The organism is Ramlibacter sp. (assembly GCF_041916345.1).
Lineage (GTDB): Bacteria > Pseudomonadota > Gammaproteobacteria > Burkholderiales > Burkholderiaceae_C > Ramlibacter.
Genome location: NZ_JAYRZR010000009.1, coordinates 1 through 15,265 on the forward strand (window position 1 = coordinate 1; position 15,265 = coordinate 15,265).

Below are 15,265 nucleotides of genomic sequence, written 5' to 3' on the forward strand. Positions count from 1 at the left end.
GGCGTCGTTCTGGTGGAAGACGGCGATCTTCTTCAGGCCCAGGCTGGTGGTCTGCTTCACGATCAGCGCCGTCTCGTCGTTGTACGAGGCGCGCAGGTGGAAGGCGTAGCGGTTGAAGGGCTGGCGCAGGCCCATGGCGCCGGTGAACGGGGCGAAGAAGGGGGTCTTCGCGGCGGTCGCCAGCGGCAGCGCCGCCAGGCTGGTGGGCGTGCCGACGTAGGCGAACAGCGCCAGCGGGTCGTCCGCCAGCAGCTTGCGGGTGTTCTCGGCGCAGCGATCCGGCTCGTAGCCGTCGTCGAGCCGCACCAGCTCGATCGGCCGGCGCTGCACGCCGCCCTGGGCGTTCACCTGCTCGAAGTAGAGCCGGGCGCCCTGGTGGAACTGGATGCCGAGCTGCGCGGCGGGGCCGCTGAAGGGGGCGGATTGGGCGAGCAGGATGCGCTCGGACTGGGCGCGCAGGGCGGGCGCGGCGAGGGAGGCCGCAGCGCCCGCCGCGGCGCCGGCAAAGGCACGACGGGTGAGCATGCCGCCATTGTCGGCGGCGCCACCTTCGGCAGGCTGACGACGCGCGGCCTACTCGCGCACGCGGCCCTGTGAGTCGATCAGGCTCAGCTCCACCATCTTGGAGGCCACCCGCTCCTCGGCGAAGTGCACGCGGAAGCCGCCCACGCTGACGTCGTCCAGGGCCTGGATGGCGGCGCGGAACTTCGCGCGGGTGGGGTCGCCCTTGGGAATGCGGCGCAAGGCTTCGGTGAACACGCGCGCGGCGATGTAGCCCTCCAGCATGTACACGTTGGGCTTGCCCGCCTGGCCGGCCTGGGCGTCGGCGATTAGGTCGCGCACCACCGGCACCTTGGCGCTGTCGCTCTTGGGCACCACCCGCACCACCACCACGCCGGCGCCGGCCGGGCCGAGTTCCTCGGCCAGCAGGCTTTCGCCGGTATTGGAGAAGCCGTAGATCGGGCCGCGGAAGCCCTTGGCACGCAGGTCGCGCACGGCGCTGGCGGCCGTGCTGGCGCTGCCGATCACGAGGATCGACTCCGGCTTCGCCGCAATGGCCTTGTCCACGCTGTTGGCGATGCTGCCGCTCCTGAGCGGCGCGTTGACCACCACGTTGGCCCCCATGCTGGGCATGGTGCGCGTCGCGGAGTCGAGGGCTGCCATCGACTCGCCGTCGGACTCGTGCAGGATGCCCAGCTTGCGCGCGCCCAGTGTCTCGGCATGGCGGGTGATCGCCGCGGCTTCCTCGGCGTAGCCGGGTCGCAGCGAATAGACGTTGGTGTAGAGCGCCCCGCGGAACTCATCGGCCGCGGCCATGGGCGCGAACAGCATGATCTCGGTGTCCTTGATCAGCGGGTAGGCCGCGGTGACCTGCGGCGAGCCGTAGTAGCCGAACAGGGCGAACACGCCCTGGTCCAGCAGCTGCTTGGTGTTGGCGGCCGTGGTCTGGGGGTTGCCGCGATCGTCCAGCGTGACCAGCTCGATCTTGCGGCCGCCCACGCCGCCGCCGGCGTTGACGCGGTCGAAGTAGAGCTTGGCGCCCTTGTGGAAGGCGCTGCCCAGCGACGAACCGGGCCCGGTGAGCGCCACCGACTGGCCGACGACGATGCTGGTGCGGCTGACCCCCTCGACCGCCTGCGCATGCGCAGCCGTGCCGCTGGCGGCGAGGGCGGCTACCATCACGAGCCGGGTGAGGAACTGGATGGTTCTCATGCTGTCTCCTTTGGCACCCCGCCGGCAGACCGGCGGGCAACGACTGTTTTCATCGATCTTCCTGCTCAAACATGGCTGAACTTCCTGCCAGGCCGGACATGACGCAGCACACGGTGCGCGGTGCGTGCCCCCACGACTGCCCGGACACCTGCGCACTTCTGACTACAGTACAGGACGGCGTGGCGCTCAAGGTTCAGGGGAATCCCGCCCATGGGCCGACGGGCGGCGTGCTGTGTGCCAAGGTTTCACGCTATCCCGAGCGCACCTACCACCCCGATCGTGTCCTGCGGCCGCTGCGCCGCGCGGGCCCCAAGGGATCGGGCCGCTTTGAGCCCGTGAGCTGGGACGAGGCGCTGGACGACATCGTCAGCCGGCTGCAAGCCATCGCGGCGCGCGACCCACAGGCCATCGTGCCCTACAGCTATGCCGGCACCATGGGCCTGGTGCAGGGCGAGTCGATCGCCGCCCGCTTCTTCCATCGCCTGGGTGCCTCGCTGCTGGATCGCACCATCTGCGCCTCGGCCGGCGGCGAGGGCCTGGTGCACACGCTGGGCGGCAAGGTGGGCATGCGGGTGGAGTACTTCGCCGAGTCGCGGCTGATCCTGATCTGGGGCAGCAACTCGATCGGCAGCAACCTGCACTTCTGGCGGCTCGCGCAGGAGGCCAAGCGCAACGGCGCGCGCCTGGTGTGCATCGACCCGCGGCGCACCGAGACGGCCGAGAAGTGCCACGAGCACGTGCAACTGCTGCCTGGCACCGATGCTGCGCTGGCGCTCGCCCTGATGCACGAGCTGGTGGTCCACGACTGGCTCGATGCCGACTACATCGAGCGCCACACGCTCGGCTGGGAGGCACTGCGTGCGCGCGCCCTGCAGTGGGCGCCCGAGCGCGCCGCCGCGGTGTGCGGCGTGCCGGCCGAACAGATCCGGCGGCTGGCGCGTGACTGGGGCACCACGAAGCCGGCGGCGATTCGCCTGAACTACGGCGTGCAGCGCGTGCGCGGCGGCGGCAACGCGGTGCGCGCCATCGCCTGCCTGCCGGCGCTCACCGGCGCCTGGCGCCACCGGGCCGGCGGGCTGCTGCTGTCCTCCAGTGGCTGGTTCCCGGTGAACCAGGCCACGCTGCAGCGGCCCGACCTGCTGGCCGGCCGCCAGCCGCGCACCATCAACATGAGCACCATCGGCGACGCCCTGCTCGCGCCGGCCTCACCCGCGTTCGGTCCCGCCCTCGAGGCCCTGGTGGTCTACAACAGCAACCCCGTCGCGGTGGCGCCGGAGTCGGCGCGCGTGGTGCGCGGCTTCGCCCGCGAGGACCTGTTCACCGTGGTGCTGGAGCATTTCCTCACCGACACGGCCGACCACGCCGACTACGTGCTGCCGGCCACCACGCAGCTGGAGCACTGGGACATCCACCGCGCCTACGGCCACACCGACGTGCTGCTGAATCGCCCCGCCATCGCCCCGCTGGGCGAGGCACGCCCCAACACGTGGATCTTCCGGCAGCTGGCCGCGCGCATGGGTTTCGACGACCCCTGCTTCGCGGAGGATGACGAGGCGCTGTGCCGGCAGGCCTTTGGCGAGCGCGTCGATTTCAACCTGCTGATGGAGCAAGGCTTTGCCAGCGTCGCCTTGCCGGAGGCGCCGTTTGCCGAGGGGGGCTTCCCGACGCCTTCGGGCCGCTGCGAGTTCTTCAGCGAGCGCCTGGCCCGGCAGGGCCTGGACGGCCTGCCGGATCACCTGCCCAATCACGAGCCGCTGGGCAGCGATCCCCGCCATCCGCTGGCCATGATCTCGCCGCCGGCACGCAACTTCCTCAACTCCACTTTCGTCAACGTGCACAGCCTGCGCGATGCCGAGGGCGAGCCGCTGCTGGAGATCCACGCCGAGGACGCGCAACCGCGCGGCATCGCCGATGGCGCCATCGTGCGCGTGTTCAACGATCGCGGCGAGTACCGCTGCCGCGCCCGCGTGAGTGACCGCGCCCGCCCGGGTGTCGTCAATGGCCTGGGCATCTGGTGGCGCAAGCACGGCCTGGCCGGCACCAACGTGAACGAGGTCACCAGCCAGCGCCTGACCGATCTCGGCCGGGCGCCGGTGTTCTACGACTGCCTGGTGGACGTGCGGCCGGCGTGAAGCGCGGGCCGCTCCTGGTCATGGCGGGCTTGGCGTCCCTGGTGCTGGCTGGCGTGGCCGCGGTGTGCCTGACCGGCTGCGCGAACATCGGCTACTACGTCGATTCGGCCTCCGGCCACCTGCGCCTCATGAACGCGGCGCGCCCCGTGCAGGAGGTGGTGGACGACCAGCAGACCCGTCCCGCGCTGCGTGAGCGTCTGCGGCTGGCCCAGCGCATGCGCGAGTTCGCGGTGCGCGAGCTGCACCTGCCCGACAACGCCAGCTACCGCCGCTACGCGGACCTGGGGCGGGCCGCCGCCGTCTGGAACGTGGTGGCCGCGCCGCCGCATGCCATCGAACTCAAGACCTGGTGCTTCCCCGTCACCGGCTGCGTGGGCTACCGCGGGTACTACGACGAGGCGGCGGCGCAAGCCGAGGCCGCTGCCGTGGCCGCGCAGGGCTTCGAGGTGCAGGTCTATCCGGTGCCGGCCTACTCCACGCTCGGCTGGCTCAACTGGGCCGGCGGTGACCCGCTGCTCAGCACCTTCATCGGCTACCCCGAGGGCGAGCTGGCGCGCCTGCTGTTCCACGAACTGGCGCACCAGGTCGTCTATGTGCAGGGCGACACCATGTTCAACGAGTCCTTCGCCACCGCGGTGGAGCGTCTCGGCGGCGCGATCTGGCTGCAGCGGGAGGCATCGTCCGAGGCGCGCGCGGCCTATGCGGACTTCGATGGCCGGCGCCGCCAGTTCAGGGAGCTGGCGCGTCGCACGCGCGAGCAGCTCGCGGCGCACTATGCGGCGTCCGCTGGCGATGCCGCCGCGCGCGAGGCCGGCAAGCAGCGCATCCTGGCGGCGTTCCGCGACGACTATGCGCGCCTGCGCGCGGGCTGGACCGGCGACGCGTCGCGCTGGCGCGGCTACGATGCCTGGGTGGCGCGCGCCAACAATGCGTTCTTCGCGACGCAGGCCGCCTACGACGGGCTGGTGCCCGGGTTCGAGGCGATCTTCGAATCCGTCGGGCGTGACTGGCCGCGGTTCTATGATGCGGTGCGCGCGCTGGCCCGCCTGCCGCGCGAGGAAAGGCACAGGCGATTGAAGGAGTCCCCCGGTGGCTGACATCCACATCATGCGCAAGCACCACCTGGGCCTGGCCCAGGCCCGCAAGCTGGCATTCCGCTGGGCCGAGGTGGCCGAGCAGAAGCTGGACATGGAGTGCATCTACGAGGAAGGCCGCACGTCCGACGTGGTGCGCTTCCAGCGGCCCGGCGCGAGCGGCGAGCTCAACGTGGCCAAGGACCATTTCGAGCTGAATGCCCGGCTGGGCCTGCTGCTGGGCGTGTTCAAGGACCGCATCGAGCGGGAGATCGTGAGCAACCTCGACGCCCTCCTGTCCGAGGAGGAGCCGCTGTCGGCCTTCGAGCAGGGGCTGGCCGCGCACGAGGCGGGCCACGACCCGAAGTCCGCGAAGACGGCCAAGGCGTCAAGGACGGCCGCCAAGCCGGCGGCGCGCAAGACCTCGGCGAAGGGCCGTTGAGCCCGCCGCCGCAGGCGGGCTCAGCTGAGCGACTGGATCAGGTCGATGTACTGCTGCATGGCGTCATCGGCCGAGGTGCCCTTCAGGCTGTTCCAGGCATCCCACTTCGCGCGGCCCACCATGTCGCCGAAGCCGGGCTTCTTCTCGGTGTTGTCGCCGGCCGTGGCCTGCTTGTAGAGGCCGTAGATCTTCAGCAGCGTGGCGTTGTCGGGGCGCTCGGAGAGCTTCTTGGAGTTGGCAACGGCGGCTTCGAAGGCGGCTTTGAGATCGGCCATGCGGCGGGCTCCTGAGGGAACGGTGAGAGGGTGCGGGAAACTTCGCGCTATCTTAAGCGCGCGTGTCGGCCCAGAATAGGGGTGCCATTCCATAAACAGAACCGACAACAAAGCAAGCGACATGGAGCTGCCCACATGGTGACCCGCATCGATGCACGCCGCGCCGCCGGCACCGTGCGCCGCAACGCCCAACGCGCCGCCACCGGCGTGCTGGGGCTGGCCGGCGAGCGCATGACCAAGGTCGACACGGCCTGGCTGCGCATGGACTCCGACAGCAACCTGATGATGATCGTCGGCGTGTGGGTGCTGCGCCCGGGCGTGCGCTACGAAGACCTGTGCCAGCGCCTGACGGATCGCCTGCTGCCCTATCACCGCTTCCGCCAGCGGGTGGAGGAAGATGCCGCCGGTGCCACCTGGGTGGAGCACCCGGTGGACGTGCGCGACCACGTCACGCGCGAGAAGCTGCCCCGCCACAAGGCGGGCGAGGGCCAGCTGGCCTTGCAGAAGCGCGTGGGCGAACTGGCGATGACCCCGCTCGACCGCGCCCGGCCGCTCTGGCACATGCACCTGGTGGAGTCGTATGACGGCGGCAGCGCGCTCATCGTGCGCATCCACCACTGCATCGCTGATGGCATCGCGCTGATCGCGGTGATGTTGTCGCTGGTCGACGGCGGCGCCCCCCCGCCGGAGCGCAAGCGGCGCGGCGCCCCTGCGGGCGCCGAGGACTGGATCGCCGATGCGCTGATCCGCCCGCTCACCGACATCACCGTCAAGGCGCTGGATGCCGCCGGTGACGGCGCCGCCAAGTCGCTGCACATGCTGCGCGATCCGCAGCAGGGCCTGGCCGGCTCGGTGGACCTGGCGCGCATGGCCTACCAGGTGGTCAGCGATGCCGCCGCCCTGGCGCTGATGCCAGACGACTCGCCCACGCGCCTGAAGGGCAAGCCGGGCCGGGCCAAGAAGGTGGCCTGGTGCGAGCCGCTGCCGCTGGACGAGGTCAAGGCCGTGGGCAAGGCGCTCAACTGCTCGGTGAACGACGTGCTCCTGAGCTGCGTGGCCGGCGCCATCGGCGAGTACCTGCGCCTGCAGGGCGACAGCACGGCCGGCGTGGAGATCCGCGCCATGATCCCGGTGAACCTGCGGCCGATCGAGAAGGCGTACAAGCTGGGCAACCGCTTCGGGCTGGTGCCGCTGGTGCTACCGGTGGGCATCGACAACCCGATCGAGCGGGTGTACGAGGTGCGGCGCCGCATGAATGCGCTCAAGGGCAGCACGCAGCCGCTGCTGGCCTTCGGCCTGCTGGCGGTGGCCGGCCTGCTGATCAAGCCCGCGCAGGACGCCATGCTCAACCTCTTCGGCCGCAAGACCACGGCCGTGATGACCAACGTGCCCGGCCCGCGCGAGAAGCTCAAGTTCCTGGGCGCCACGCTGGAGCAGAGCATGTTCTGGGTGCCGCAGTCGGGCGATATTGGCCTGGGCGTCTCGATCCTCAGCTACGGTGGCGGCGTGCAGTTCGGCGTGATCACCGACACGCAGCTGTGCCCCGAGCCCCAGGCCATCATCGACGAGTTCGAGCCCGAGTTCGCGAAGCTCTCGCTGGTGACGTTGATGCTGCCGTGGGGAGAATGAAACCGCGCCTCAGTCAGCCAGTTCCGCCCGCGCCAGTTCCACGTCGAGCCACTCCGCCGCGTCCTGCGGCTTGCAGGCGACGGCCTGCTCGTACAGGCGCGCGGCGTCCTTCTGGGCCGGCTCGCCTTCCAGCATGAGCAGGCCGCGGGCGTATTCGACCATGCCGATGGCCGAGCCCGGATGGATGCGCAGCGCCTCCTGGAACATGCGCAGGCCCACTTCCTTGCGGGCGCCATAGGTCATGCCGCCGATGAGCGCGCCGACCTTGTCGATCACCTCGGCGTGGAAGGTACCCAGGGCGATGTGCGCATCCGCATGCCGCGGCTGCAGCGCGATCACCCGCTCCAGCGCGTCGCGCACGCGGCTGCCCAGGCCCTGCGCCAGCGCCTTGGCCACGCTGATGCCCTGGCTGTAGCGGCCGAGCGCGTAGGCCTGCAGGTACCAGGCATTGGCGTTGCGCGGGTCGGCGGTGGCCTGCGCCTCGGCCCGCTGCACCACCTCCAGGAACAGGTCGAGCCGCGCCTTCTCCTTCTTCTCCAGATAGGTCGCGTGCATGCAGGCGGCGCGGTTGGCCGCCGTGATGCCTGCGCCGCCGGCCGCGAGCCCCGCCTCGGTGGCGCGCTGGAACTCGCCGGCATGATAGAGGGCCCAGGCCTGCAGCACCGCCTCGTCTGCCGGCAGCGGCTCGGCGTCACCGGCATGCAGCCGGGGCCATTGCCGTCGCAGCGTCGCCGCGTCGAAGGCAAACAGGCCGGGCTGCGGAAAGGGCGTCCACTTGGCCATGCGTCGTCTCCCCGTCTTCAGCCGCCCTGGTCGTTGCCCGCGTAGGCGCCGACCAGTTGCAGCAGGTGGTTGCGCTGCGCGGGTTCCAGGTAGGGCACCAGCAGGTTCAGCACATGGTGGGCGCCGCGCAGCAGGGCAGCCTGCGCGCTCTCGGGTTCCAGTGCGCGACGCGGATCCCGCACGTACTCGTAGCTGAGCCAGTAGGTCAGCACCACCACCATGCTGGTGGCCGTGGGCTCGGCCTCGCGTGAATCCATGCGCACGGCGCCCGCGCGCGCCATGCCGTCCAGCATCGCGCGCACGGCGCGGGTCTTGTTCTTCAGCACCCACTGGAAGTGCGTCTCCAGGCGCCGGTTCTTCGACAGCAGGTCGTTCAGGTCGCGGTAGAGGAAGCGGTATTGCCAGATCAGCTCGAACAGCGTGTGCATGAAGAACCAGGCGTCCTCCACATCGCGCACGCCGTCGCTGGCATTGAGCAGCTCGCCCAGCGACCGCTCGTAGCGGTCGAAGAGCGAGTTGATCAGTTCGTCCTTGGCGGGGTAGTGGTAGTAGAGGTTGCCGGGGCTGATGTTCAGCTCGGCCGAGATCAGCGTGGTGGAGACGTTGGGCTCACCGAAGCGGTTGAAGAGGTCGAGCGTGACCTCCAGGATCCGTTCGGCCGTGCGTCGGGGCGCCTTCTTCGCCATGGGGGTCTCGCTGTCTCGTCGTGCCGTGGTCTCAGTGGGCCCGGGCCGGTTCGGCCTGGCGCAGGGCGTGGCCCAGGTCGTCAGCCACCTCGTGCAGCGTCGCCAGTGCCTGGCCGAACCGGCCGCGCTCCGGCGCGGGCGCCACCAGGTGACGCCGCGGGTCGTCGAGCACCGCTTCGTCGAGCGTGATGCCGTGCCGCGCCAGCGTGGGTGCCAGCGTGGACCGGCGCGAGCGCAGCAGGCGACGCGTCTCCTGGTAGGCATGCTCGGCCAGCTCACGCCGCTGGCGGTAGCTGAAGGTGTTGGCCAGGTAGAGCTGCGGGTCGCGCGGATCGGGCTCGAACAGCAGGATGTCGGCCTGCGGGTAGGTGCGCTCGTACTGCTTCATGCCCAGCTCCATACGCGAGTGGATCATCGAGCGGAAGGTCTGGCTCAGTACGGCGGGCAGGCCGCCGTCGGCGATGCGCGGGATGGCGCGCTGCTCCGCCGGCAGGCCGCGCTGCATGGTGCCGGCGCGCGGCTCCAGGGCGTTGAACGGCACGAGCGGGTTCAGGCACAGCAGCAGATCGGCACCGTCTTCCAGCGCCACCGAGGCGTGCATCGTCTTCTTCAGGGCGCCGTCCACGTAGCAGTGCTCGTCGATCTCCACCGGCGGGAACAGGCCGGGCAGGGCGGCCGTGGCCTGCACCGCGCGCGAGATCGGCACGTGGTCCCAGCCGGGCTGGCCAAAGGGCGCGGATTCGCCGCTGTCCAGGTTCGTGGCGACCAGGGTCAGATGGGTGCGCAGCTGCCGGAAGTCATTGCTGCGGCCTGGCTGGCTGAACAGGCGCTCCAGCCGCACGTGCACCTCCTCGCTGGAGAACACGCCGGTGGGCAGCAGCGGCCCCAGGCCCTCGATGGCCTGCAGCAGGGACTTGCGGCCGGCCGAGAAGCGCCAGGCCGCGCGGGCCAGCAGGCCGGGCGCCATGATGGCGCGGCGCGCGTACTCGCCGTAGGCGGGCACCATCAGCCACGCCGGGTCGAACACTTCACTGGCGCCCTCGTTCTCGATGAAGGCGGCGCACAGCTCGCGCGGCCGCATGCCATTGGCCAGGCCGGCGGCGATGAAGCCACCGGCGGAGACGCCGACGTAATGGTCCAGCGCCGCGAAGTCGAGCCCGCCGAGTGCTTCTTCCAGGGCGCACAGCGCCCCGATCTCGTGGATGGCGCCGAGCGGGCCGCCGCCGGCCAGGGCCAGGGCGATGCGCGACTTGCCGGTCTTGGAATCCTTCATGGTCGATCAGTGTAGGGGGCCGGAGACGGCCGGGATGCTGCGTTGCAGCAAGCGGACAGCAAAAAGGGGCGCCGAAGCGCCCCTTGCTATGGCGTGACGACGAGGGTCACTCGGCGGCCGCGGGCGCCTTGCGGGCCGGGGCCCGCTTGCGGGGCGCCTTGACCGCGGCCTTGGCGGAGGGCTCCTTGCCGGCGGCGGCCTGGCGCGCGCTCAGCCGGGCCACGTTGCGATTGAGCTCGTCGATGCGGGCGATCAGCGCATCGACATCCTTGGCGGAGGGCACGCCCAGCTTGTTCAGCGCGCGGGAGACGCGCTCCTCGAAGATGCTTTCCAGCTTGTCCCACTGGCCGGAGGCCTTGGAGGACAGGTCGGTCGCCATGGAGGCCATGCGGGTGGTGGCCTCGCTCAGCTTCTCCTCGGCCACGGACTGGGTCTTGCGCTGGATGGCCATGCCTTCCTTGACCAGGGCCTCGAACACCTTGCCGCCTTCTTCCTGCGCCTTCGAGAAGGCGCCCAGGCCGGCCAGCCAGATCTGCTGGGCGGAGTCCTTGACGGTGCCGGACAGCGGGGGGACCTGCTTGCGCTCGGCGCCCTTGTCGGCGCCCTTCTGCAACTTCTTCACCATGGCATTCACTCTCTTGTAGGGGGGTTGATCCTGGGCCACACCTGCGGCCTACGCCAGTCGAATGTAAGGGCGAGCGCCGCCCGCGTTTAGACGGCCGCTCCTAAAAGGCTAAGCTGCGGCCTCCAGACCGCGCGCGGGTTTGTGCGGAATGATCGCGCCCACGCTTTGGGAAAGAATCCCCGCGCAAGACCCAGAACCCTCCGGAGGCAAATTCATGCACTACTTCGTCACCGGCGCGACCGGTTTCATCGGCAAGCGCCTGGTCAGGAAACTGCTTGAGCGCAAGGGCGCCGTCGTCCACTTCCTGATCCGCAAGGAAAGCGAGGGCAAGGTCGCCGCGCTGCGCGAGTACTGGGGCGCGTCTGCCGCCAAGGCGATCCCGGTGTATGGCGACCTCACCGCGCGCAAGCTCGGCGTGTCCGCCGAGGACGTGAAGAAGCTCAAGGGCCAAGTCGACCACTTCTACCACCTGGCCGCCGTGTACGACCTGGGCGCCGACGAGGAGAGCCAGATCCAGGTGAACATCGAGGGCACGCGCAACACGGTGGAACTCGCCAAGGCCATCGACGCCGGGCACTTCCACCACGTGTCGTCCATCGCCGCGGCCGGCCTGTACGAGGGCGTGTTCCGCGAGGACATGTTCGAGGAGGCCGAGAACATCGACCACCCGTACTTCATGACCAAGCACGAGAGCGAGAAGATCGTGCGCAAGGAGTGCAAGGTGCCGTGGACGGTGTACCGCCCCGCCATGGTGGTGGGCGACAGCCAGACCGGCGAGATGGACAAGATCGACGGCCCCTACTACTTCTTCAAGCTGATCCAGCGCATGCGCCAGGTGCTGCCGCCGTGGATGCCGGCGGTGGGCCTGGAAGGCGGCCGCATCAACATCGTGCCGGTCGACTACGTGGTCGACGCGCTGGACCACATCAGCCACAAGGCCGGCATCGAGAAGAAGGCCTTCCACCTGGTGGACCCGGTGGGCTACCGCGTGGGCGACGTGCTGGACATCTTCAGCCGCGCCGCGCATGCCCCGCGCATGAACCTGTTCATCAACGCGGCGCTGCTGGGCTTCATTCCCAAGAGCGTGAAGAAGGGCCTGATGGCCGTGGCGCCGGTGCGCCGCGTGCGCGCCGCGGTCATGAAGGACCTGGGCCTGCCCGAGGACATCCTCACCTTCGTCAACTACCCGACCCGCTTCGACAGCCGCGACGCCCAGGCCCTGCTCAAGGGCTCCGGCATCGAGTGCCCGAACCTGAAGGACTACGCCTGGCGCCTGTGGGACTACTGGGAGCGCCACCTCGACCCCGATCTCCACATCGACCGCTCGCTGCGTGGCACGGTCGGCGGCAAGGTGGTGCTGGTCACCGGCGGCTCCTCCGGCATCGGCCTGGCGGCGGCGCACAAGTTCGCCGAAGCCGGCGCCATCACCATCATCTGCGGCCGCGACCAGGACAAGCTCGACGAGGCCTGCAAGGAGGCCAAGGCCAAGGGCTACGCCTTCGTCGCCTACCAGGCCGACATCGCCGACATGGCCGACTGCGACCGCTTCGTGAAGGTGCTGATCGAGAACCACGGCGGCGTGGACTTCCTGATCAACAACGCCGGCCGCTCCATCCGCCGCGCCATCGAGTCGAGCTACGACCGCTTCCACGACTTCGAGCGCACGATGCAGCTCAACTACTTCGGCTGCCTGCGCGTGACCATGGGGCTGCTGCCGGGCATGGTGGAAAAGCGCAAGGGCCACGTGGTGAACATCAGCTCCATCGGCGTGCTGACCAACGCGCCGCGCTTCTCGGCCTACGTGGCCTCCAAGGCGGCGCTGGACGCGTGGACGCGCTGCGCCTCCAGCGAGTTCCAGGACCAGGGCATCACCTTCACCACCATCAACATGCCGCTGGTGCGCACGCCGATGATCGCGCCCACCAAGATCTACAACAACGTGCCCACGCTGTCGCCGGAAGAGGCGGCCGACATGATCGCCCAGGCCTGCATCTTCAAGCCGGTGCGCATCGCCACCCGCCTGGGCATCACCGGCCAGCTGATGCATGCCCTTGTGCCTCGCGTGGCCCAGATCGTGATGAACACCAGCTTCCGCATGTTCCCGGATTCGTCCGCCGCCAAGGGCGACAAGGGCGCGAAGCCGCAGCTGTCGCCCGAAGCCATCGCGATGCAGCAGATGATGCGCGGCATCCATTTCTAGGGGTCGTCCAGGCGGTCGCTGCCGTCGCCGGGGCCGGTCGGCCCCGGTGCGACAATCGCGCCAGTCATGAAGATCCTGTTGTTGGGCAAGAACGGCCAGGTCGGCTGGGAGCTCCAGCGAAGCCTGGCACCGCTGGGCGAGCTGGTGGCGCTGGATCGTCATGGGGCCGAGGGCCTGTGCGGCGACCTGGACGACCTGTCCGGCCTCGCCCGTACCGTCCGCGAGCTGCGGCCGCATCTGGTGGTGAATGCGGCGGCCCACACCGCGGTGGACCGTGCCGAATCCGAGCCGGACCTGGCGCGCCGGCGCAACGCCGAGGCGCCGGGCGTGCTGGCCCAGGAGGCGGCCCGCCTGGGCGCCTGGCTGGTCCATTACTCGACCGACTACGTCTTCGACGGCTCGGGCGAAGCCGCCTGGCGGGAAGACGACCCGGTCGCGCCGGCCAGCGTCTACGGCCGCACCAAGGCCGAGGGCGAGGCGGCCATCCGTGCCGCCGGCGGCCCGCACCTGATCTTCCGGACCAGCTGGGTCTACGCCGCGCGCGGCGGCAATTTCCTGCGCACCATGCTGCGCCTGGCCGCCGAGCGGGAGCGCCTGACCGTGGTGGACGACCAGTTCGGGGCGCCCACCGGCGCCGAGCTGATCGCCGACGTGACCGCGCTGGCTGCGCGCGAGGCCGCCGCCGGCCGTGCGCCGGGCGGCACCTACCACCTGGTGCCCGGGGGCGTGACGAACTGGCACGCCTACGCCTGCCACGTGATCGAGGCGGCCCGGCGAAGCGCCGGCGCGGCCGTCCGCGCCACGGCCGTCGACCCCGTACCCAGCAGTGCGTACAGGACGGCGGCCCGGCGCCCGCATAATTCCCGCTTGGACAACCACAAGCTGCAACAGGCGTTCGGCCTGGCCCTGCCCCCCTGGCAGGCCGGTGTCGACCGCGTGCTCACGGAGATCGGGTGGCCCCCCGCGGCCGGCCCCGCAACGATGGCATGACGACGCGCAAAGGCATCATCCTGGCCGGGGGTTCCGGCACCCGGCTGCATCCGGCGACCCTGGCCATCAGCAAGCAGCTGCTGCCGGTGTACGACAAGCCGATGATCTACTACCCGCTCAGCACGCTGATGCTGGCGGGCGTGCGCGACGTGCTGGTGATCAGCACCCCGCAGGACACGCCGCGCTTCCAGCAGCTGCTGGGCGACGGCGCGCAGTGGGGCATGAACCTCTCCTACGCCGTGCAGGCCAGCCCGGACGGCCTGGCCCAGGCCTTCCTGATCGGCGCCGATTTCGTGGGGGACCACCCCAGCGCCCTGGTCCTGGGGGACAACATCTTCTACGGCCACGATTTCGTGCACCTGCTGGAAAGCGCCGACCAGCAGGCCCAGGGGGCGACCGTGTTCGCCTACCACGTCGCCGACCCCGAGCGCTATGGCGTGGTGGCCTTCGACAAGGCCGGCAAGGCGGTCAGCATCGAGGAAAAGCCGGCCCGTCCGCAGAGCAATTTCGCGGTGACCGGGCTGTACTTCTACGACAGCCAGGTGGTCGAGATCGCCCGCAGCGTCAAGCCCAGCCCGCGCGGCGAGCTGGAGATCACCTCGGTCAACGAGGTGTACCTGCGCCAGGGGCGGCTCAGCGTGCAGATCATGCAGCGTGGCTACGCCTGGCTGGACACCGGCACGCACGACAGCCTGCTGGAGGCCAGCCAGTTCATCGCCACGCTGGAGCACCGGCAGGGCCTGAAGATCGGCTGCCCGGAAGAGATCGCGTGGCGCTACGGCTTCATCGACACCGAGCAGCTGCACCGCCTGGCCGAGCCCATGGGCAAGACCGGCTACGGCCAGTACCTGCTGCGCCTGCTGAAATGAGCCGCCCATGAAGGCCACGCCCACCGACCTGCCCGAGGTCCTGCTGCTGGAGCCGCGGGTGTTCCAGGACGAGCGCGGCTTCTTCGTCGAGAGCTACAACCGCCGCACCCTGGCGGAGGTCGCCGGCCTGCACGACGAGTTCGTGCAGGACAACCACAGCCGCAGTGCGCGCGGCGTGCTGCGCGGCCTGCACTACCAGCTGCTGCAGCCGCAGGGCAAGCTGGTGCGCTGCAGCGCCGGCCGCATCTTCGACGTGGCCGTCGACCTGCGGCGTGCCTCCCCGCGCTTCGGCCGCTGGGTGGGCGTGGAGCTGTCGGGCGAGAACTTCCGCCAGCTGTGGGTGCCGCCGGGCTTCGGCCACGGCTTCCTGGTGCTGAGCGACACGGCCGAGGTGCAGTACAAGACCACCGACTACTACGCGCCCCAGCACGAGCGCTGCGTGCGCTGGGACGACCCCGCGGTGGGCATCCGGTGGCCTGACATCGGCATGGCGCCGGTGCTGTCGGCCAAGGACCGCCAGGGCCTGCCGCTGGCCGAGGCCGAGGTCTTCGACCGCTGAAGCCGGCGGAGTCCCC

15 protein-coding genes are annotated in these 15,265 nt (G+C 70.1%); 8 read left to right on the forward strand and 7 right to left on the reverse strand.

Going from position 1 to position 15,265, the window contains the following annotated elements; translation table 11 throughout:
- Positions 1-525, reverse strand: a 525-nt coding sequence (locus tag ACE3T5_RS04390; protein ID WP_374664857.1) for an ABC transporter substrate-binding protein, incomplete at its 3' end; no start/stop codon positions are given.
- Between the two features lie 48 nt (positions 526-573).
- Positions 574-1,713, reverse strand: coding sequence for an ABC transporter substrate-binding protein (locus ACE3T5_RS04395; RefSeq protein WP_374664859.1), 1,140 nt, complete (start codon positions 1,711-1,713; stop codon positions 574-576).
- 71 nt (positions 1,714-1,784) lie between these two features.
- Here ACE3T5_RS04395 and ACE3T5_RS04400 point away from each other — a divergent pair, with 71 nt between their 5' ends.
- From ACE3T5_RS04400 to ACE3T5_RS04410, 3 genes are read left to right on the forward strand one after another with little or no spacing between them, the layout of a single operon-like run.
- Positions 1,785-3,845 (forward strand): molybdopterin-dependent oxidoreductase, encoded by a 2,061-nt coding sequence (locus ACE3T5_RS04400; RefSeq protein ID WP_374664861.1) that lies wholly within the window; start codon positions 1,785-1,787, stop codon positions 3,843-3,845.
- A gap of 20 nt (positions 3,846-3,865) precedes the next feature.
- A complete protein-coding gene (locus ACE3T5_RS04405; RefSeq protein WP_374664863.1) occupies positions 3,866-4,942 on the forward strand; it encodes an aminopeptidase in 1,077 nt (358 codons plus the stop codon).
- Positions 4,935-5,360, forward strand: a complete 426-nt coding sequence (locus tag ACE3T5_RS04410) for a polyhydroxyalkanoic acid system family protein (protein WP_374664865.1) — start codon at positions 4,935-4,937, stop codon at positions 5,358-5,360. The genes ACE3T5_RS04405 and ACE3T5_RS04410 overlap by 8 nt, the downstream gene beginning before the upstream one ends.
- Positions 5,361-5,380: 20 nt before the next feature.
- Here the strand turns inward: ACE3T5_RS04410 and ACE3T5_RS04415 are convergent, their stop codons facing one another.
- Complete coding sequence (locus tag ACE3T5_RS04415; protein WP_374664867.1) at positions 5,381-5,635, reverse strand: acyl-CoA-binding protein; 255 nt, start codon at positions 5,633-5,635, stop codon at positions 5,381-5,383.
- A gap of 135 nt (positions 5,636-5,770) precedes the next feature.
- Here ACE3T5_RS04415 and ACE3T5_RS04420 point away from each other — a divergent pair, with 135 nt between their 5' ends.
- Entirely contained in the window at positions 5,771-7,264 is a 1,494-nt protein-coding gene (locus ACE3T5_RS04420) for a wax ester/triacylglycerol synthase family O-acyltransferase (protein ID WP_374664869.1), read from the forward strand.
- Positions 7,265-7,273: 9 nt separating this feature from the next.
- On the opposite strand, the gene ACE3T5_RS04425 is transcribed toward ACE3T5_RS04420, so the two are convergent.
- From ACE3T5_RS04425 to ACE3T5_RS04440, 4 genes are all read right to left on the reverse strand, one after another.
- Positions 7,274-8,047, reverse strand: coding sequence for a hypothetical protein (locus ACE3T5_RS04425; RefSeq protein ID WP_374664871.1), 774 nt, complete (start codon positions 8,045-8,047; stop codon positions 7,274-7,276).
- A gap of 17 nt (positions 8,048-8,064) precedes the next feature.
- Positions 8,065-8,733 (reverse strand): TetR/AcrR family transcriptional regulator, encoded by a 669-nt coding sequence (locus tag ACE3T5_RS04430; RefSeq protein ID WP_374664873.1) that lies wholly within the window; start codon positions 8,731-8,733, stop codon positions 8,065-8,067.
- 31 nt (positions 8,734-8,764) lie between these two features.
- Positions 8,765-10,006 carry a patatin-like phospholipase family protein gene (locus ACE3T5_RS04435; RefSeq protein ID WP_374664875.1) on the reverse strand — a complete coding sequence of 414 codons (1,242 nt, stop codon included), beginning with the start codon at positions 10,004-10,006 and terminating at the stop codon, positions 8,765-8,767.
- Between the two features lie 106 nt (positions 10,007-10,112).
- Positions 10,113-10,631 (reverse strand): phasin family protein, encoded by a 519-nt coding sequence (locus ACE3T5_RS04440; protein ID WP_374664877.1) that lies wholly within the window; start codon positions 10,629-10,631, stop codon positions 10,113-10,115.
- A 214-nt stretch (positions 10,632-10,845) separates the two neighbouring features.
- Here ACE3T5_RS04440 and ACE3T5_RS04445 point away from each other — a divergent pair, with 214 nt between their 5' ends.
- The 4 genes from ACE3T5_RS04445 (at position 10,846) to rfbC (ending at position 15,249) form a co-directional block, all read left to right on the forward strand.
- Positions 10,846-12,831: an SDR family oxidoreductase gene (locus ACE3T5_RS04445; protein ID WP_374664879.1), complete on the forward strand. Its 1,986-nt coding sequence runs from the start codon at positions 10,846-10,848 to the stop codon at positions 12,829-12,831.
- Between the two features lie 66 nt (positions 12,832-12,897).
- Positions 12,898-13,821, forward strand: coding sequence for a dTDP-4-dehydrorhamnose reductase (gene rfbD, locus ACE3T5_RS04450; RefSeq protein ID WP_374664881.1), 924 nt, complete (start codon positions 12,898-12,900; stop codon positions 13,819-13,821).
- On the forward strand, positions 13,818-14,690 hold the full coding sequence (rfbA, locus tag ACE3T5_RS04455) for a glucose-1-phosphate thymidylyltransferase RfbA (protein WP_374664884.1): 873 nt from the start codon (positions 13,818-13,820) through the stop codon (positions 14,688-14,690). Before rfbD ends, rfbA begins: the two co-directional genes overlap by 4 nt.
- Positions 14,691-14,697: 7 nt before the next feature.
- Positions 14,698-15,249 carry a dTDP-4-dehydrorhamnose 3,5-epimerase gene (gene rfbC / locus ACE3T5_RS04460; RefSeq protein ID WP_374664886.1) on the forward strand — a complete coding sequence of 184 codons (552 nt, stop codon included), beginning with the start codon at positions 14,698-14,700 and terminating at the stop codon, positions 15,247-15,249.
- The last annotated feature ends 16 nt before the right edge of the window (positions 15,250-15,265 follow it).